General features: G+C 59.7%; 19 protein-coding genes and 1 pseudogene. 5 read left to right on the forward strand and 15 right to left on the reverse strand.

Annotation, left to right across the window (positions count from 1 at the left end; all coding sequences use genetic code 11):
- Nucleotides 1-60: 60 nt before the first annotated feature.
- Nucleotides 61-438: a DUF2892 domain-containing protein gene (locus tag JJN09_RS00365; RefSeq protein ID WP_096819384.1), complete on the forward strand. Its 378-nt coding sequence runs from the start codon at nucleotides 61-63 to the stop codon at nucleotides 436-438.
- 127 nt (nucleotides 439-565) lie between these two features.
- On the opposite strand, the gene JJN09_RS00370 is transcribed toward JJN09_RS00365, so the two are convergent.
- Nucleotides 566-1795: a hypothetical protein gene (locus JJN09_RS00370; RefSeq protein ID WP_249484978.1), complete on the reverse strand. Its 1230-nt coding sequence runs from the start codon at nucleotides 1793-1795 to the stop codon at nucleotides 566-568.
- 96 nt (nucleotides 1796-1891) lie between these two features.
- Nucleotides 1892-2341, reverse strand: coding sequence for a YcgN family cysteine cluster protein (locus tag JJN09_RS00375; protein WP_025110643.1), 450 nt, complete (start codon nucleotides 2339-2341; stop codon nucleotides 1892-1894).
- 283 nt (nucleotides 2342-2624) lie between these two features.
- On the opposite strand from JJN09_RS00375, the gene JJN09_RS00380 reads away from it, so the two are divergent.
- A complete protein-coding gene (locus JJN09_RS00380) occupies nucleotides 2625-3218 on the forward strand; it encodes a nitroreductase family protein (RefSeq protein WP_249484979.1) in 594 nt (197 codons plus the stop codon).
- 52 nt (nucleotides 3219-3270) lie between these two features.
- Here JJN09_RS00380 and JJN09_RS00385 read toward each other — a convergent pair whose 3' ends face one another.
- The 4 genes from JJN09_RS00385 to JJN09_RS00400 all read right to left on the reverse strand — a co-directional run bounded on the left by JJN09_RS00385 (nucleotide 3271) and on the right by JJN09_RS00400 (nucleotide 7514).
- A complete protein-coding gene (locus JJN09_RS00385) occupies nucleotides 3271-4203 on the reverse strand; it encodes a D-2-hydroxyacid dehydrogenase (protein ID WP_249484980.1) in 933 nt (310 codons plus the stop codon).
- Nucleotides 4204-4309: 106 nt separating this feature from the next.
- Nucleotides 4310-4603 carry a YcgL domain-containing protein gene (locus JJN09_RS00390; protein ID WP_249484981.1) on the reverse strand — a complete coding sequence of 98 codons (294 nt, stop codon included), beginning with the start codon at nucleotides 4601-4603 and terminating at the stop codon, nucleotides 4310-4312.
- Nucleotides 4600-5733: a ribonuclease D gene (gene rnd, locus JJN09_RS00395; RefSeq protein ID WP_249484982.1), complete on the reverse strand. Its 1134-nt coding sequence runs from the start codon at nucleotides 5731-5733 to the stop codon at nucleotides 4600-4602. Before rnd ends, JJN09_RS00390 begins: the two co-directional genes overlap by 4 nt.
- Nucleotides 5734-5864: 131 nt before the next feature.
- Entirely contained in the window at nucleotides 5865-7514 is a 1650-nt protein-coding gene (locus JJN09_RS00400) for a phosphoethanolamine transferase (RefSeq protein ID WP_249484983.1), read from the reverse strand.
- Between the two features lie 308 nt (nucleotides 7515-7822).
- Between JJN09_RS00400 and JJN09_RS00405 the strand changes: the two genes are divergently transcribed.
- Together JJN09_RS00405 and JJN09_RS00410 are read left to right on the forward strand one after the other, a co-directional pair.
- Nucleotides 7823-9007, forward strand: a complete 1185-nt coding sequence (locus JJN09_RS00405; RefSeq protein WP_249484984.1) for a cyanate transporter — start codon at nucleotides 7823-7825, stop codon at nucleotides 9005-9007.
- A 213-nt stretch (nucleotides 9008-9220) separates the two neighbouring features.
- Nucleotides 9221-10156, forward strand: a complete 936-nt coding sequence (locus JJN09_RS00410) for a LysR family transcriptional regulator (RefSeq protein WP_249484985.1) — start codon at nucleotides 9221-9223, stop codon at nucleotides 10154-10156.
- Nucleotides 10157-10159: 3 nt separating this feature from the next.
- Here JJN09_RS00410 and JJN09_RS00415 read toward each other — a convergent pair whose 3' ends face one another.
- From JJN09_RS00415 to JJN09_RS00445, 7 genes are all read right to left on the reverse strand, one after another.
- The gene (locus tag JJN09_RS00415) at nucleotides 10160-10525 is read right to left on the reverse strand and encodes a 5-carboxymethyl-2-hydroxymuconate Delta-isomerase (protein WP_114881804.1); all 366 of its coding nucleotides are present in this window, start codon (nucleotides 10523-10525) and stop codon (nucleotides 10160-10162) included.
- 53 nt (nucleotides 10526-10578) lie between these two features.
- Nucleotides 10579-11787 carry a low temperature requirement protein A gene (locus JJN09_RS00420; RefSeq protein ID WP_249484986.1) on the reverse strand — a complete coding sequence of 403 codons (1209 nt, stop codon included), beginning with the start codon at nucleotides 11785-11787 and terminating at the stop codon, nucleotides 10579-10581.
- Nucleotides 11788-11849: 62 nt separating this feature from the next.
- A complete protein-coding gene (locus tag JJN09_RS00425; RefSeq protein WP_249484987.1) occupies nucleotides 11850-12770 on the reverse strand; it encodes a LysR substrate-binding domain-containing protein in 921 nt (306 codons plus the stop codon).
- Between the two features lie 71 nt (nucleotides 12771-12841).
- Entirely contained in the window at nucleotides 12842-14950 is a 2109-nt protein-coding gene (locus JJN09_RS00430) for a DUF6311 domain-containing protein (protein ID WP_249490875.1), read from the reverse strand.
- Nucleotides 14947-15333: a GtrA family protein gene (locus tag JJN09_RS00435; protein WP_249484988.1), complete on the reverse strand. Its 387-nt coding sequence runs from the start codon at nucleotides 15331-15333 to the stop codon at nucleotides 14947-14949. The genes JJN09_RS00430 and JJN09_RS00435 overlap by 4 nt, the downstream gene beginning before the upstream one ends.
- A complete protein-coding gene (locus JJN09_RS00440) occupies nucleotides 15330-16040 on the reverse strand; it encodes a bifunctional 2-polyprenyl-6-hydroxyphenol methylase/3-demethylubiquinol 3-O-methyltransferase UbiG (RefSeq protein WP_249484989.1) in 711 nt (236 codons plus the stop codon). Before JJN09_RS00440 ends, JJN09_RS00435 begins: the two co-directional genes overlap by 4 nt.
- Before the next feature lie 3 nt (nucleotides 16041-16043).
- Nucleotides 16044-17009, reverse strand: a complete 966-nt coding sequence (locus JJN09_RS00445; protein ID WP_249490876.1) for a glycosyltransferase family 2 protein — start codon at nucleotides 17007-17009, stop codon at nucleotides 16044-16046.
- Nucleotides 17010-17290: 281 nt separating this feature from the next.
- Between JJN09_RS00445 and JJN09_RS00450 the strand changes: the two genes are divergently transcribed.
- Nucleotides 17291-17482, forward strand: a complete 192-nt coding sequence (locus JJN09_RS00450; RefSeq protein ID WP_249484990.1) for a DUF1508 domain-containing protein — start codon at nucleotides 17291-17293, stop codon at nucleotides 17480-17482.
- A gap of 86 nt (nucleotides 17483-17568) precedes the next feature.
- Here JJN09_RS00450 and ppk2 read toward each other — a convergent pair whose 3' ends face one another.
- Nucleotides 17569-18393: a polyphosphate kinase 2 gene (gene ppk2 / locus JJN09_RS00455; protein ID WP_249484991.1), complete on the reverse strand. Its 825-nt coding sequence runs from the start codon at nucleotides 18391-18393 to the stop codon at nucleotides 17569-17571.
- A gap of 112 nt (nucleotides 18394-18505) precedes the next feature.
- Nucleotides 18506-18706, reverse strand: a pseudogene (locus tag JJN09_RS00460) (type II toxin-antitoxin system HicB family antitoxin); the annotation flags it as partial.
- Nucleotides 18707-18903 lie beyond the last annotated feature (197 nt).

The raw sequence follows: 18903 nt of genomic DNA on the forward strand, positions 1-18903 counted from the left end.
CGAGCTGACCGCCAATGCAGTCAGCTTGTTTATCCATTACTCATTGCCTGGAGAAAGATCATGACCGAGCTCAAACGCGTCGAGCGTATCGAATCCACCCCGTTCCAGACCCGTTCCGAACAGAACGTGGAAGGCTGGGAGCGCATCGGCTCGCTGGCCGGCGGCGTGATCATGGTCGGCAAGGGCCTGCGCCGTGGCGGCGTGTTCGGTTTGATTCAGGTGGCGATTGGCGGCGTGGCCATGGCCCGTGGCATTACCGGGCACAGTTCGGTGAAAAGCCTGCTGGAGAAAAGCCGTCAGGACATGAACAACGTGCGCACGAAGATCGAGCGGGCCGGTGAAGAGCTGAGCAAGCTCAAAGCCAATGCCGAAGCGGCGACCAAAACCGCCACCGTGACCGGCAATGATTCGGTGAAATCGCCAAAGGCCGGGGTTTGATCCTGAACTTGCGTTGAGGCTGATGGCCTCATCGCTGGCAAGCCAGCTCCCACAATGTTTTGGGCTGGAGACCAATCGGTGGTCACCACACAAACCTGTGGGAGCTGGCTTGCCAGCGATGACGGTATTACTGCAGTAACGCAGTATCGAGGACTTTGGACGACTCGCCGAGAATGCTTTCGGCGAGTTGCACAAATGCCTTGGTATCCACCGTCCCCAGATGCATCGCCCCGCGCAGCACGTCGTCCAGCGAGCGCTTGTTGCGTGTCTTCAGGCGAATCTCGCCATCGAGCTCCTGTAACAACAGCACCGTTTTCGACAGCTGCGCCGGGCTGATCTGCTCGCCGCGCAGTGTGCTGACCTTCTGGCTGTCCTTGGCCAGTTTCACCTGCAATGCCTGATAACGCTCGTCGCTCATGCCGCCAGCACGGCGCACCAGTTCGACGGCGTAATACTCGGCGAATCCTTCCTTGATCCAGTCACTGCGCTGCTCGTCGTTGATCCGTCCGAACACCTGCGCCAGCTCACGGACCAAGGGGCTGCTGCCGCTCTCGCTGACCAGCGGCAAGCGCGTGTTCAGGTAGATCGACTCCCGCGCCGCCAGACTGCCGCGCCACATCGGGTCGTTGGCGCCGACGATCAGCAGTTTGGTCGGGTGGCGGGGAAACACCGCCTGCACCTGCGGCCAGACAAACGTCAGCAATGTCAGCACGTCCATCCGGCGCATGCCCTGCCCTTGCGGCGACGCCACCGTCACTTCGGTTTCACCCAGCCGCGTGCGGCGGCTGCCGAGATGACCGGCAAGCATCCATCCCGTGGGCCGGTCGAACAGACGGGACGGATTGTCGATGCGGAATTTGTTCTTGCCGATGCGCGGCCAGGCGGTTTCGACGCTTTTCCAGCCGTCGGGCAGTTCGAATTGCAGGCGTGAGACCAGTTCAATGCCGTCCTGCTGATCGAGTTTGGCCGGCGGCACCAGTTCATCGCCGCGCATCAGCGCCCAGGTCGGGGTCATGCGCGTGTCGAAGCTGCCGTTCTTGCGGCCGTGGCTGATGCGCACGCGGTAGGTCAGGCTGGCCTTGTCCGCCGTCGGGCGCCACACGCCGCGCGCCTGCTGGCCCGGCGTCAGTTGCCATTGGCCGTCGGCCTTGAAGTCGCTGTAGTGGCTGCCGTCGCCGAGGTCGAAATCCAGACTGCGCACGGCCTCGCCTTTGGCAAGGGTCAGGCGCACTTCCGCCTGATCGCTTTGCGGCAACAGACGCACGTGGTAATCCAGATCGACCTTCTTCGCCGCCCACACCGGCGCGCTCAGCATCAGCAGTCCGACGATCAGCGTCCGGCGCAATCCCACAGCCATACACACTCCTTGTTGAAACTTGAATTCTCGGCGGGGCTTACTCCTCAGAACTTAGCTCCTCAGAACTTAGCTCCTCAGAATTTAGCCCCTCAGAACTTAGCCGGCCCGGAAAATCAGGTGATCTTCCCAATCGTCTTCCGGCACGCTGCCTTCGGCGAGCATGCGCCCGGACTGGGAAATCCGTTCGTGGTGCACGGCATCGCGATCACCGCAGACCAGGTGATGCCACAACGGCAAGTCCTTGCCTTCGCTGACCAGTCGATAACCGCAGGTCGGCGGCAGCCATTTGAACTCTTCGGCCTGGCCCGGGGTGAGCTGGATGCAGTCCGGGACAAACTTGATGCGATTTGGATAATCGCTGCACTGGCAGGTTTTCAGGTCCAGCAGTTTGCAGGCGATGCGCGTGTAATAGACGCTGTTGTCTTCTTCATCCTCGAGCTTCTGCAGGCAGCACAGGCCACATCCGTCGCACAGCGATTCCCATTCCTCGTGATCCAGTTGATCGAGGGTTTTGCGTATCCAGAACGGTTCGACTTTGGCGGCCATGGCTCAAGCATCAACATCAGGTGGTGAAAAGGCCGCCAGTCTAGTGCCCAAGGCCCCGTGGGCCAAGCGCTGGCGACTGCCGGTTGTGCAGGGCTTGTCAGTTTTTGCGCGGCCAAGTAGCTTTGCCAGTCTCAAGAAGCCCTGGCTGGGTGCCATTAACGCTCGACCGCGTTGCATTCCGGTGAACTGCACGGCTTCAGATACAGCCCCCCATCGTTCAGCCCAACTGATCCCGCCGGGTTTTGCTTCAAACCTATCCTCAAACGTAGCAAGGAATCTCTCGATGAGTGCCAACCCTCGCGTTGCCGAATACGCCATTCACCCGCAGTTCACCGATCGCTGGTCGCCCCGCGCCTTCACCGGCGAAGCGATTTCCGAGGAAACCCTGCTGAGCTTCTTCGAAGCCGCACGTTGGGCACCATCGGCGTACAACTCGCAGCCGTGGCGTTTTCTCTACGCCCGTCGCGACACGCCGAACTGGGAGCGTTACCTGGGCCTGCTCAATGAGTTCAACCGCAGCTGGGCGCAGCACGCCTCGGCGCTGGTGATCGTGATTTCGAAAACCACCTTCACCGCACCGGGCGCGACCGAAGAAACGCCAGCGCTGTGGCACACCTTCGACACCGGTTCCGCGTGGGGCCATCTGGCGCTGCAGGCGAGCCTGAGCGGCTGGCACACCCACGGCATGGCCGGCTTCGATCAGGAGCTGACCCGCAAAGAGCTGAACATTCCGGAAGGTTATGCGCTACACGCCGCTGTTGCGGTAGGCAAGCTGGGTGACAAGTCAACCCTGGCGGATTACCTGCAAGCGCGGGAAACACCGAGCCCGCGTCGTCCGCTGAGCGAGCTCGCGGCTGAAGGGGATTTCACCCTCTAAGCCCCATCGTTTGATCGTTCCCACGCAGGGCGTGGGAACGATCCCTCAGAACTCAGTAACCGCGCGAGAAATCCACTTCCCCACGCAACGCCTCGCCCGCCTGATACGCCCGCAAGTTATCCAGAAACAACTGCACCATCATCGGCGGCGATGTCGGTGCCGAGCTGTGCCCGGTCAACAGCAAGCCCCACGCGGTCCAGAACGGATGACGTTGCGGCAACGGTTCCTGGCGGCAGACGTCGATCACCGCGCCCGCCAGATGGCCTTCCTTCAACGCTTCAACCAGATCCGCATCGACAACGGCCACACCGCGCCCGGCGTTGATGAACAACCCGGTCGGCTTGAATTGCTTGAACAGCGCCGCGTCATAGATGTCGTGGGTGTGCTCGGTGTTGGGCAGCAGATTGACCACGTAATCCACTTCGCTCACCAGCCGTGGCAGATCCGCCATCGAACCGACTTCGACAAACGGCGCCTGCTCGCGGGCGCTGCTGGCGATGCCGTACAACTCGACGCCGAACGGCAGCAGAAACTGCGCCACGCTCTGGCCGATGTCACCGGTGCCGACGATCAGCACCTTGCGCCCGACCAGACTCTGGCCGGTGCGACTGTCCCACTTGCGCTCGACCTGGCTGACCAGCCGTGCCAGCACTTCGCGCTCGTGGCCGAGCATGTAGGTCAGCACGTACTCGGCCATCACCTGACCGAAAATGCCGACCGCCCGGGTCAAGCGGTAATCCCGGCGCAGGCCGTCGGCCAGCAACGGCGTGATGCCGGCCCAGGTCGATTGCAGCCATTGTGGCTGGTGGCCCTGACGCAGCAGGGTCGCCAACAGATCCGGCTGACCCAGCCACACAGGGCAATCGACGGCCTGGCGAGCCAATTCGGCGGAATCGCCGCTGGTCAGCACTTCAAGCTCCGGGGCTGCCTGACGCAACAGTCGGGCATATACGGCGTGGTCGTGTTCAGCAATCAGAACGCGCATGTTCAAACCTTTCGCAAACCGTGCAGACGGCCGCCCACTTCGTGGCGGTCGTCGCCGTAAAAACAGTTCCAGGGATTACAGGAGGCCCAGGACAGGGCCTCGCAGGTCAGACCGGGTCGTTGCGTCGCAGCAACTCTTCGGGCAAGTGTTCGATGTACTCATCCTCGGCCGGCGGCATTTGCAGGTGGTAACCCTGCTTGTCGAGGTTTTCCAGCACGACGACGATGTCTTCGCTGGCCAGCTTGCGCTCGGGAGTCAGCACCAGATCGAAGGAGTGCTTGGCCTTGCCGAATGCCAGCATCAAGGCTTCCGGCACACGCTCCAGCGCATCGCTCTTGAGCACGTAAAGGTACATGCCGCTGCGTTTCGAACTTTGGTAAATCGAGCAAATACGTTTCAAGGCTGTTCTCCGGCGGTGGCCAGGCTGTCGAGCAGCTTCTGGCCCATCAATTCGCGGCGCCAGCCACGCAGCGAATCAGGCAATTGGTAAGGACCCTCGGGGAAGCCGCTTTTGACCAGCGCTTCGAGGGTTTTCTTGCGCAGCATCAGCTCCGGCGCGATGCCCAGACGCTCGGCCTCGGCCTGACCCAGGGCCCGCAGCTGTTTGATCAGCGCGGCGGCTTCGATCGGCAGCGGCTCCGGCACGGCTGGCGGCCATTGATCAGGCCCCACACTGCCAGAGCGCTTGATCAGATCAAGCAGAAACTCGCCGTCCTGACGCACGGTACGCGGGTGCATGTCTTCGATCTTGCCCAGCGCGCTGAGGTTGTCCGGTTGCGTGCGAGCCAGCGGCCACAGCGAGTGCTCACGGACGATGCGGTTACGCGGCAGATCGCGGGCACGGGCCTCGCGCTCACGCCAGGCGCACAGCTCGCGCAGAACGGCGAGTTGGGCGCGGGACAGTTTCCACGCCAGCTTCGCCTCGCGATACACCTCGTACGGATCGGTCTCGCGGCGCAGGTTGGCGACCAATTCGGCGCCGTCCTCCAACACCCAGGCGAATTTGTCGTCAGACAGTTTCGGACGCAGTTGTACGAAAACCTCCGCCAGATGCACGGCATCTTCAGCGGCATAGCTGATTTGCGTGTCGGACAACGGCCGCTGCAACCAGTCGGAACGGGTTTCGCCCTTCGGCAGTTCGATGCCGAGCACTTCCTGCACCAGACGCGAGTAACCCATCGAGAACCCGAGGTTCAGGTAGGCGGCGGCCAGTTGCGTGTCGAACATCGGCGCTGGCAGGCTGCCGGTCAGGCGCAGCAGGACTTCGAGGTCTTCGCTGCACGCGTGCAGGACTTTGAGCACCGCCGGGTTTTCCAGCAACGCCGCCAGCGGTTGCCAGGCGTCAATGGTCAGCGGGTCGATCAGATAGGCGCGTTTGCCGTCGCCAACCTGCAACAGGCCGGCAATCGGGTAGAAGGTGTCGACCCGCATGAATTCGGTGTCGAGGGCAACGAAAGGCAGCTGCTGCCACTCGGCGCAAAACTGCGCGAGGCTATCGTTGTCGCGAATCCAGTGAATATCGATGGCCACACGGCTCTCCCTTCAAGAATGGCGCGCAGTATATATCGCCACCGGCGCTTTCCGCGCCTCCGCAGGGCAAGTGCTTTGATGAAATCTCCTGCTGGATAGCAAGAATAGTCTTACAGAAAGATTCCGCAGGCTCAGTCCTTGGCCAGAACCCCGTCGATGACCGCACCGCGGCAACCGGCGAACAGGTCCAGATCGTGCTGATAGACCTTGCTCTGCACTTCCAGCAAACCGAGGATCGAATGGAACAGGTTGTCCTGGCTCAACGGTTTGTCGCGACTCAATTGCAGACAATGGGTGTCGACCGAGTAGGACTTCTGATAGCTGTCGGAGAACCAGGCCAGCATCGCCACATGTTTCTGTTGTTCCGGCGCCAGCATGTACGGCGTGCCGTGCAGGAACAGGTTGTACTCGCCCAGCGACTCGCCGTGATCGGAGAGGTACAGCATCGCCGTATCGACTTTTTCCTGATTGCTGCGCAACACATCGATCAGACTCGACAACACATGGTCGGTGTACACCAGCGTGTTGTCATAACCGTTGACGATACTGTCGCGGCTGCAATTGTTCAGCGCGTTGCTTTCACACACCGGGGTGAAGTGTTCGTATTCCTTCGGATAACGCTTGAAGTATTCCGGGCCGTGGCTGCCCATCTGGTGCAGGACCAGCACAGTGTCCTTGTCCAGATGGTCGATGAAGCTCTGCAGGCCTTGCAGGAGGATTTCATCGCGGCATTCGCTGTTGGCGCACAGTGCCGGGTCTTTCAGATTGCTCACGTCCTGCAGGGTGACGCGATCGCAGGTGCCTTTGCAGCCCGACTGGTTGTCGCGCCAGATCACATCGATGCCGGCGCGTTTGAGCACGTCGAGCAGCCCTTCTTCATTCTTCGCCTTGCTGGCGTCGTAATCCTTTCGGCCCATGTTGGAGAACATGCAGGGCACCGACACGGCCGTTTCAGTGCCGCAGGAATGCACGTCGGTGAAGGCGATCAAACCCGCCTCCTTGTCCAGTTTCGGCGTCGTATCACGGTTGTAGCCGAGGATGCCGAAGTTCTCCGCCCGGGCACTTTCGCCCACCACCAGCACGGTCAGCGACTTGCGCGGACGGTTTTGCAGTGCCGGGTTGCGCTGGGCGTCTTCGCCGATCTTGATGAACGGTTGCTGCGCGGAAACCACCTGTTCACGCAGATAGCCGGCCGACGCGCCGATGTAGTTGCTCGGCACCAGCATCAGGCGCAATTCATGGTGGTTGCGAAACAGCGAGGACAGGCCCTGATAGTTGGCCAGCGCCACACCGCCAATGACGGCGACCGATGCTGCACACACCACAACTTTGCTTAATAACTCTCGGTGCCAGCGACGATAGTTGACGGGTAACTTCCACAACAACCAGGACGGCAAGACACCCAGGAATACTATATAAGCGAACAACTTCAACGACAGTAGATCGCGAACTTCCGTGGCATTGGTTTCAGCGAAGTTGCGAAACATGCCCGCGTCTATCATCACGCCATATTGGCTCATGAAATAAGCCACGCCGGCACTGATCAGAAACAACACGGTCAACACCGGTTTCAATACCGGGCGAAAGCTCAGAAATGTCAGCACGATGTTGTACGCCGCGAAGATCATCACCCCGAACGCAATGCGCATGGCGATGCCCTTGCCGTCGGCAGCGGTGATCTCGAAAAGGTGTTCCCAGAGTACGAAATTGAATCCGGCCAAAAGAAAGGCGCTGGCAAACAACGTCACCCATTCCGGGCGCACGGCTTTTAACTTGAACATGATGAAGAGGCGATTTCCTGAAAAGAAGCGCCGTCGCCAATTGTGAAAATTTCATTGACTAAGGCGACAAAAACTCTACGCAGAAAACCATCAATATTTTGTGAAAAAGAAGCCAACGATTAGTTAGCTCATGAAATAACCATGAAACTTGAAAATGCGTCAGGCCTGATTCAGTAAAAAATCACCGCTGGCTTGCGCAGAGGGCTCGGGAGACGTATCGACTTTTTAAATACCCCTCGGGATTTTCTGATTTGCCGGCCCCGCACCACGCCCGCCTAATCGACAGCCTCTGATTCAAAGGTCTGAAGATGGAAAACGTTCGCGCCACTGCCCGCCCCGCCGTCTGGCTGATGCTCGGTATCGTCCTTGTCGCCCTTAACCTGCGCCCGTCGATGGCCGCCGTCGGGCCTTTGCTGTCGGCGATTCGCGGCGATATTCCGTTGAGCTTCAGCCTCGCCTCGCTGCTGACCATGCTGCCGGTGATGGCCATGGGACTGGCGATGTTTTTCGGGATTGGCATCAGCCAGCGTCTGGGCGAACGGCGCACGGTGGTGCTGTCGTTGCTGATCATTGGCCTGGCGACTCTGTCGCGGCTGTTTCTCGATTCGGCGGCGCAACTGATCGTCAGTGCCGTACTGGCCGGGATCGGCATCGCGCTGATTCAGGCGTTGATGCCGGCCCTGATCAAATCGCGGTTTCCCGACAACGTGGCGCTGTGCATGGGGCTGTATGTCACGTCGATCATGGGCGGCGCCGCACTGGCAGCCTCTTTTGCGCCACGGGTGATGCTCGATACCGGCAGTTGGCGGGCAGGTCTGGCGATCTGGGCGGTACTGGCGTTGCTCGCGCTGCTGTTCTGGTTATTGCAGGGTAACGAAACAGCGCCTGACACAGCCTCCAAGGCAAAGAAAGAATCCTTCTTCACCCATTCCCGCGCCTGGCTCCTGGCAATCTTCTTCGGTCTGGGGACGGCGTCCTACACCTGTGTGCTGGCATGGCTTGCGCCGTACTACGTGGAAAACGGCTGGAGTGAACAGAACGCCGGTCTGCTGTTGGGTTTTCTGACGGCCATGGAGGTGATTTCCGGTCTGGTGGTTCCCGCTATCGCCAATCGCAGTCGTGATCGACGCGGGGTGCTGGTCGCCCTGCTGATGCTGATCATTGGCGGCTTCTGCGGCCTGATCCTCAGCCCGCAACACCTGAGCCTGCTCTGGCCATGTCTGCTGGGTCTGGGGATTGGCGGGCTGTTTCCAATGAGCCTGATCGTCTCCCTCGATCACCTCGACGATCCGCAGCGCGCTGGCGGTCTGACCGCCTTCGTGCAAGGTATCGGCTATCTGATTGCAGGTCTTTCACCGCTGCTGGCCGGGATGATCCGAGATCAACTGGGCAGCTTCGAATGGGCCTGGTGGTCGCTGACCACCATCATGGTAGTCATGCTGCTGATCGTGTGGCACTTCGACCCTCGGCATTACCCCCGACACTTTCGCTGATCGGGCGTTGTGCACGGTGCTTCAGGTCTCTAGCTAAAGGCTTGTGGCCATCTTTTTCAGGTTTGAATCGGCACGTCGTATTACTAAAACTTTCTGTCCCACAACTGTCCGTGAAAAATCCTACAGGGGTTTCTCCTGGCACCATCGTTCCGTTACGATCATGCGCACACGTTTGCGCGGATTCAGCGCAAGGAGCACAGCGAGACAGAACGGATGCTGAACAGTAACTTGCTTAGAAAGCTCGACATGCAGGATCTCATGGTGTTTGTCGCCGTGTATGAGCGAAGCAGCGTCACCGATGTGTCGGAGGCGCTGTTTGTCAGTCAATCCACCGTCAGTTACTGCCTGAAAAAACTGCGCACCAGTTTCGAAGATGATTTGTTCGTCAACACCCGCACCGGCATGCGTCCGACCTACAAGGCCAGCAGCATGTATGGCCATGTGCAGAAGATCCTCGAAAGCATCAACCTCTGCCACGCCGGCGCCCCGACCTTCGACCCGATGGCGCAACCGGTGACGTTCAACATCTGCGCACCGGAATATTTCGAACAACTGATCCTGCCTCGACTGTTGAAGCGTTTCGACTTCGACGATCTGCCGGTGATGGTCAACATGCACAAGTTCGAAACCGACGTGCCGGCTGAAGAACTGCGCGATGGCAGCCTCGACCTGGTGGTCTGTTTCGGCCCCAACTTCCATCGCAGCCATACCGATCTGAAATCCCGGATGCTGCTGGAAGATGATCTGGTCTGCGTCTTCGACAAACGCGCGACGCCGCTGGAACCGCGCCTCAGCCTGCAAGCCTTTACCGAACGCCGGCACGTGTTCCCGACGCCCTGGACGTCCACCACCAACATGGTCGATGGCTGGCTCGCGCGGCAGGCGCAGAAACGCCAGATAGTCGCCCGTTCCAACAGCTACAGCGCAGCCTTGAAGATGATCACCGGCACCGATTTCATCCTCACCCTGCCCCGGCGGATCCAGCGTTTGCTGACCAACGACGCGGTGTTCAATCACTGCGAGGCACCCAATGGCCTGCCGGGGTTCACCCTCGACATGCAGTGGAGCCACAACGTCGATCAGGACAGCGCCAACCTCTGGCTGCGCGAGCAGGTCATCAAGACCTGCGCGGAGCTGGAGGCGGCCTGAGTCTTACACGCCGATGGCGACCTTGCTGTAGGACTCGCGGTCGATATCCAGCAGTTCCACGCTCAACTGCACTTCGACACCGGCCGGCCATTCGCACAGGTCCTGCAGCACCGCCAACAGGTTTTGCGAGAGTTGCTTCTTGATCTCCGGGGAACGACCGCTGAGCAGCGCCAGCCTCACCGCGACAAAGGCCCGCTCGCTCATCGCGGTGCCGACCTTGAAGGTTTCCACCTTGATCGCACGGCTCTTGATATCGAACTCCGCCGCGAACTGACCGGAACCCACCAGGGTGTTGTTGAGCCGGATCAACGCCACGTCGGCGTTCAGTTGCGGCAGGTTGGCGGTGTATTCCATGTGCAGGTGTGGCATCGGGAGACTCCAGTCAGTCGGCAGAAAGGTCGTACATATAACACAGCACCGCCCTACTCTCCTGCGGCTTTTTCCGACACTGGAACCGGTAGCGCCAGACGCAACGCCAGGCTTTCCCAGATCGCCACCAGCACCACGGCTGCCGTGGTCAGCGCACCGAGCGTCAACGCCGAAAACCAGTGATTCAGTGCCAGCGGCAACAGCAGCGTCAGCGCTATCAGCCCGATCACATGGGATAACGGTGGAAACGCTCGGTCAGCCATGACCCATTTGAACAGTGCATTACCGAGCAGGAACAACCACGGCCCGGCAACGATCACGACGATGCCGGTGTCGCTGGCGTGATCCGGGTGCACCAGCACCAGTTCATCGGCCACCGCGCTGACGATGACCCCGGCGACGATCAGCACATGCAGGTAGGTGTAAGCGATTCGCGCCTGTCGTCCGGGGTCGGCGGAATGGGCGATACGGTGGTGCGCGCGCTCCGCACCGCTGTCGAAGTACACCCACCACATGGCGATGCTGCCCAGTACCGCCACCAGAAACGCCAGCAATCCATCGCGGCCCGGCGTCAGCTCGGCGAAGGTCGCGCCCGTCACCAGCAACGATTCACCCAGGGCGATGATCACGAACAGCGCGCAACGTTCGGCCATGTGATTGCCTTCGACGTTCCAGTCGCTCAGCGACGAGCGGCCCAGCCCCGGCACCCAGAAATACAGCGACGGAGAAATCAGTTCGATCAGCAGCGCCAGCGACCAGCAGAACAGCCGCTGTTCGCCTTCGACAAACGCTCCGCCGATCCAGAACACCCCGGACAACGTCAGCCACGCGAGGATGCGCTGGAAGTTGCGCGTCATGCTCAATGACTCGCCGCGCACCGCCCAGAGCGCGAACAGCGTGCGCCCGACCTGCATGAACACGAATGCTGCCGCGAACATCAGACCGCGCTCGGTGAATGCCTTGGGGATCGAGGAAGACAACAGCAAACCGGCGATCATCAGGCCGAACAGCCCAAGACGCACCGGCAGTTTCTCCGGGTCGAGCCAGTTGGTGATCCAGGACGTGAAGATCCACACCCACCACACCGCGACCATCATCAGGGTCACCTGCACCGCACCAATAATCGACAGATGCGCGAGCAACGTGTGGGACAACTGAGTCACGGCAAACACGAACACCAGATCGAAGAACAGCTCGACCATACCGACCTTGCCACTGTCGAGACTGCCGCGCCCACGCAACAAACCACGGGAAATGCTCATGGGACGAGGCTCCGCCGAATTCAGGTGTACTCAGCAAAGCAGCCGGACAACGGGTCGGCAAGTCAGAACGGCGTGTGCGGGCGCTCACTCATGAACTGCTCCAGCCGCGAACGCAGCCAGCGCTCGGCCGGGTCGCTGTCGACATGGCTGAGCCAGACCATCGACAGGTCGAGCGTCGGGGTCTTGAACGGGAACGGTTCCTTGAACAGCAGGCCCGAAGCCGCCATGGCTTCGGCGGTGTAGTCCGGCAGGCTGGCGATCAGATCGGTGCCGGCCAGCAGCGCCGGCAACGAACTGTACTGCGGCACCGACAGCACCACCTGACGGGTGCGGCCGATGTCCGCCAGCCACTCATCGGCGTAGCCACTGACATTGGCGGTGTGGGAAACCAATACATGCGGGCGGGCGCAATATTCATCGAGGGTCAGCGGTGTGGCGGACTTGTCGGCACGCAGGATGCTCGGCTGGATATGTCGCAGCAGTTTGCGCTTGGCGTTGGCCGGCAGGCCACGGGTCTGACTGATGCCGACGGTGATGTCGCCAGCGGCCAGCAGATCGGGAATTCGCCAGTAATCGACATGTTGCACCACGAACACCACGCTCGGCGCTTCCTGGCGCAAGGCACGCAACAGCGGCGGCAGCAGACCGAATTCGACATCATCCGACAGGCCGATGCGAAACGTCATGGTGCTGACGGCGGGATCGAAATCCCGGGTCAGGCTCAATGCAACCGACAACGAGTCCAGCGCCGGCTTCAGATGGCGATAGATGTCTTCGGCCCGGGCGGTCGGCTCCATGCGGTGGCCGACGCGGATGAACAACGGATCGTTGAGCATGGTGCGCAAACGATTGAGCGCCGAACTGATGGTTGGCTGGCCGAGAAACAGCTTCTCGGCGGCCCGGGTCACGTTGCGTTCGAGCATCAAGGTTTCGAACACCACCATCAGGTTGATGTCGGCCTTGCGAAGTTCATTGCGGTTCATCCATTGCACCCCGGTCCCCAGATTGCGGGCAGTGTAGAAAGCTCCGCCGATATCGTCTATGCGCCCATGGATCAGTTGACGGTCAGCGCCTTCAATCCCAGGGCCAGTTTTCTAGGGTCTTGTCCCATTCCCAACTGCTGGGGGCTGATCGCGTCGGCAAACTGCAACTGCAACCGGAGCAAACCTTCATCCCTGATCCGTTGACGGATCGCCGGGGTCAGGTTCAGTTCGAGCGAGTTGCCATCAGCCTTATCCAGTGAGGTCGTCAATGCCTCGACGCCATTGAGCTTGACCACGACACCCTGCCGGGCATGGTCCGGCACCAGGAACGCGGTGGTCTCCAGACGCAAGGTGCGGGCCGATTCAGGAACCCGCATCACGAGTTCGGCGGCAGGGCCACTGGACCAGACACCCCATGGCTCCGGATCCGACCAACCTTGCGCAAGCAATGCATTCCCTGCGGCACCGAAGCCGAATGGCGTCTTTTGGCCGGAAGATAATTCGGGAACCAGTTGTTGCGGTGTCGTTTCTGCGAACACTTGCACACACTCGCGACACTGCTTCCAGCCTGGCGCCAGCACGGTAAAACCGTCGATACTGGCCAACAGATCGTTGCGGGTATTGACGGTCTGTACTGCTTGCAAGAGCGCACGGTCACTGAGCAGGTACAACGAATCGGCGTCATATTGTCCGGTACCCAGTATCTCGGACGTACGCTGATCGGCACGAAGCCATTGCTCACGGCCCATTCGCCCGAGGTAGACCGCATCCGTCGACAAACCATGGCTCGCAGCAAAAGAGGCGATATCGAGCCATTGCGGCGACTGGTTCTGCGGCACGATCCAGCGAATTTTCGAATAATGCACAGCCGCGCGTTGCCAGAACGGATCGACAAAAGGACTGGCCCATTCGGTCGCCGGCTCGACCATCAAATGCTTGCGCACCACAGACCAGCCACTGCGCGTGTCCAGGACTTGCACCACGAGAGCCAGCGCCAGCAGACAGATTGCCGTGCGAGGCGAGTTGGCGCGAATCACCAGAAAAACAATCAGCAGAATGATTGCGTAATAAACCGGCCAGAACATGCGCCCGGATGCCCGAAAGATATTGGCTATCGCGATGACCTTTTCCGGTAGCGGATAAGCGAAACCCAACGCCCCCAGTGCAATGTTGTTGGAAACGGCAAAAATCGTCAGTCCGATCAGGGCCAGCAGCAAAAAACGATACCGACGCAATCTCGCCCCTACGCCTGTCTGCCCCTGCACCCACCCCACAAAACCGCAGATTGCCAGCAGCAGGAGTCCAAGCCCGAGAAAGCCGAACCCTTCAAAATCCCCCGGTCGCCCCGGTATATCCTGCAAGACGTAAGACCACGCACTGGCACTGAACAGCGTCAGGAGATTGGCCCGGTATAACCCGAACCCTTCAGATGCCGCATCGGCGCCACTCACTGAAAAATAACCGGCTTGCCAGCAACAGACGCTGACCAGGGCGAACAACATGACCAGTTCGACCGCCGCGCTGCGTAACGTCAGCTTGCTTTTGAAGCAACGGGCAGCAAGGTCCGCCACCCAGATAAGCCCGACCATTGCCAGCAGATAGGCGTGAATCAGTGCGGTACAACCCAGCAGCGCCCCCCAGGCCAGGCGTCGGCGCTCATCGCCCGGGCGCAACGCCAGATAAAGCGCCGCCAGAATCACGAAGTGCCCGGCCAGTGACAGATGCACCGGCATGCGCATGATCATCGGCGGAGCAAACAGAAACAGTGCAGCGCCCAACGCCCGCAATGAAACGCGTGGTGTGATCAACCCCACCAATTTCCACGCGAACCATGCCTGCAACACGAAGCACCCCAGAAACCAGAGTCCGAAATACTGGAACGTCTCAGGCAACAGCGCGGCGAAAGGCTTGAACAACAGCGCCAGCAGCGGATTGGAATCTGAAAAAATCAGCCCGTTGCCCAACTCCAGACCATACGTAGGGTTCAGTCCCAACGGAAACGTCCAGGGCGCCTGACGAAAGAACACCCACCCCAGATAATGCGTTGCAGGATCCCCCTGCCCCAGCCAGGCAATGTTCATCGGGTTGAGTGCGCGAGGGCCGACCACGATAAAAAAGGCCAGAACGCCGATCATTAAAGGCAACAGAGTGACTGCCAGGCGCTTTGCCGAATCCTTCATCGGTACGTCCAGAAATTGTGCAGTACAAAGGTGAATGCCGGAATGGTCAGCGCGACGGCAACGATCCCGATCAAGTAGTGCAGCCCGGCCATTTGGGCAGCCCAGGCCACGCACATCGCCAACACAAATCCTCCCGCCGAAACCAGCAGAAAACGCAGCAGGGTCTTGCCGTGCAACGGGGCGGAAAAACTCCAGGTGGTGTTGATCACATAGGACACCACCGTCGCGACGACAAACGCCACGCCGTTGGCCAGAGGAGGTTGAGGGCTCACGAAATTGATGAACAATACCGCCACCAATGCATGCAACGCCGTGACGAAAACGCCTGTCACAGCAAAGCGCAGACCGCGCCGCAAAAATGCGGCTTTCTCGGCGGACGTCACAGTTTGCGCGCCAGCACGAACACACTCAAACCCGCGAGACGATTCATGCCCATCAAGGGCAGCTCCAGTCGGCACATTGTCTTCAGCAGCGAATTGACCAGCGGATGATGACGCTTGAGCTGCGAGCGCGCTGCCGAGCCCATTGCGCCGCTGGACAACAATCGCGACGCTGCCGCAATCGGGAACACCGCACCGAAGTAATAGGCACCTCGCTCTACAGTCAACCCGGCTCGTTTTGCCAGGGTTTCGAACTGAGCCAGGGTGTAGCGACGCTTGTGTTCGAGGAAATCATCGTGCCCGCTCCACATGAACTGAAACGCCGGCACAGTCATCAGGAAACGACTGCCGGACGGCACTTTGTCGACGTATGACTTGAGCAGGCCGAGGTCGTCATCGACGTGCTCCAGCACATCCATAAGCAATACCAGATCAGCATCAACGGTGTCGATCGAGCGACGGTAATGCACCGGTTTGCCGGCCGTGGTGACGCTGGAGTCGGCCGGGTAGCTGATGTCCACACACCACGCCTCACGCGCCGCCGTATGGGTCAATAAATGATGGGAAAAGAACCCGGAGCCGGCGCCGACATCGAGAATTCGAATGATGGGTGCTTCCCCCAGCAATCGGCGGGTCGCCGCTGCCTTGGAACAGTAATACCAATGCTCGCCGATGCTGTCGCCGAGGATGTCGGTTTCCTTGAGATCCATGCTTCAGTCCTTGGATTCGTAAATGCGGCGCACCAGGAAAACCGGCCGGCGCTTCGCTTCGATATAGGTTCGGCCCAGATATTCACCCAGTACACCGATACCGATCAGTTGCAGGCCACCAAGAAAGGTCACTGCAACCATCAGCGAGGCGTAACCCGGCATGTCGACACCATGGATCAGCGTGCGCACCACAATGAACATGGCGAAGGCAAACGACACCAGAGACACCAACGCCCCCAGGTATGTCCAGATCCGCAAGGGCTCGGTGCTGAAACTGGTGATGCCTTCGAGCGCGAAATTCCACAGCCGCCAGCCATTGAATTTGCTCTGCCCCGCCGCCCGCTCCGGGCGCTCGTATTCGACCTGGGTGGTACGAAACCCGACCCAGGCAAACAGGCCTTTCATGAACCGCCGCGACTCCGGCAGCGTCAGCAGCGCATCGACCACGCAACGATCCATCAGACGAAAATCGCCGACGTTTTCCGGCAATGCCTGTTCGGCAATTTTGTTGTGCAGACGATAGAACCAGTTGGCGGAAGTCTGCTTGGCCCAAGAGTCGTTACGACGGCTGAGGCGATGCCCCAGCACCACTTCATAACCTTCGCGCCAACGCTCGATCATCTGCAGAATGACCTCGGGCGGGTCCTGAAGGTCTACATCGATCGGCACCACGACCTGCCCGGTGGCAATCTGCAAACCGGCGGAAAGCGCAGCCTCCTTGCCGAAGTTGCGGCTCAGATCGACGATGCGAATGCGCGAATCGCTCTGCTGGCAGAGCAGCAGGCGCTCCAGCGTCGTATCGGTGCTGCCGTCGTTGACGAACACCAATTCAAGGTTGATCTGCGCCTCACGCTCGAACACCTGACGAATGCGCAGGAGAAAGCCGTCGAGGCTGTCCTCTTCATTGAAGACGGGAACCACCAGCGACAATGTCACCGGGCCCGCGTTTGGCGTTCCATGCGAAGGGATCAATGGACTGCTCTTTCTTATAGTGTTTGTCGGTCGTCGAACCTAGTTTGACGCCATGAGCCGCCCCGTATTAAGCAGCACCACAGAAGGTCATGCAAGGGTGCCCCGAGGACGTACCTGCCAATCCGAAGGCCGATCCCGACGCTCTGCGCCGCGCCTCGCGGAAACATTAGTCAACGATTGGAAACACATCCCCGATAGCCAAATAACCCGGCTCCGCTAGGCTTGCGACCATGCGCCAAACAGGTTGTCGCAATATCCCATCGCATGGAGCGAGCTGAATGTATTTCGAGATTTACAGGCAATCCAAGGGCACCCCGAGCACCGGCAAGGGCCAATGGCGCTGGCGGCTGCGCGCAGGGAACCATGAGACGGTTGCCAGCGGGGAATCGTATGTGAACAAGTCGGATTGCCTGCACGTGATCGAATTGATCAAGGGTGTGCAGGGGGATACGCCGGTGAAGGAGATTTGAGGGCTGGCTGGTAACCCTGCAGAAACCAAAAAGCCCCGCAGATTTTCATCTACGGGGCTTTTCCGCGACTGACACGACGCCAGTCCTCAGAACTTCTCGGGGATATGCCGGAAGGGATAATCCGATTCCTTGTAGCCCCCAGGCTTCTGCCGCTTGGGCAACTCAACCTTCTCCCGCGAAACACTCTTGTACGGAATACGGCTGAGGAGATCGGAGATGATATTCAGGCGCGCTCGCCGTTTGTCGTTCGAGTCGGCCACCAGCCAGGGCGCATATTCGGTATCGGTCGCCTTGATCATGTCATCGCGCGCCCGAGAATAGTCGTACCAGCGGCTGTAGGACTTGAGATCCATGGGAGACAGTTTCCAGATCTTTCGACCGTCCTTGATACGCTCCTCCAGCCGGCGCGTCTGTTCTTCCTGACTGACGTTCAACCAGTATTTGAGCAGAATCACACCGGAATCGACGATCGCGTGCTCCACCAGGGGCACCGTCTTGAGGAACTTTTCGGCCTGATCCTCGGTACAGAACCCCATCACTCGCTCGACACCGGCGCGGTTGTACCAACTGCGATCGAAGATCACCACCTCACCGGCCGCCGGCAGATAAGGCAGGTAGCGCTGCAGATACATCTGGCTCTTCTCACGCTCGCTCGGGGCCGGCAACGCTACCACCCGAAAGACCCGCGGGCTGACCCGATCGGTAAGCGCCTTGATCGTCCCGCCCTTGCCCGCACCATCACGCCCTTCGAAAATTACACAGACCTTGATGCCTTCGGCTCTCACCCACTCCTGGAGTTTGACGAGCTCAACGTGCAGTCGACGCAGCTCCGCCAGATAGTCCTTGCTCGACAGCTTCGGGGGATCTGCGGGGGTATTTTGGGGCGAGTCTTTCTTCTTTCCCTTTGCCATGACCGAACCTCATGCATTGAAGGGGGTGACCGCCGGGGACCCGGTGGTCCATGACCTGGAATGCAGGAGTTTAGTCAGTTAATGCGGAATGTGAGCCACGACTCATCTTAGGTTTCTGCGGCTCTCTCCCAAGCTTGGCGCAGGTTTCCAGATAGTCGGTGACGGCTTCTTCAAATGTCTCTCGGAGTTCTTTGATCGACTTGCAGTGAAATCCAACGACATCCTTTATTCCCGCGATGCGGCCAACAAGCAGACCGTCGTCGTCACAGTATTCAATACGGGCGCTGTAACCGCTGTAGTTCATCTCGTTCATCGGATTGCACCTGCTCGTTCGAGGGGTTGAGCATCACGCCGACAAGAATAATCAGGTGACTCAAAACGGGCTTGTAGGCAGAATCCGCGAGTTGCGTGTGAATGGGCTGTAGCTGTGCATACTTGCCGGTTGCTGCCTTGTTGGCCTTTCTTTCGGCGGGATATTCTCAAGACGTCGCTGCACATCAGCGACTGGGC

Origin of the sequence: Pseudomonas sp. HS6 (genome assembly GCF_023375815.1) — a bacterium.
Classification (GTDB): Bacteria; Pseudomonadota; Gammaproteobacteria; order Pseudomonadales; family Pseudomonadaceae; genus Aquipseudomonas.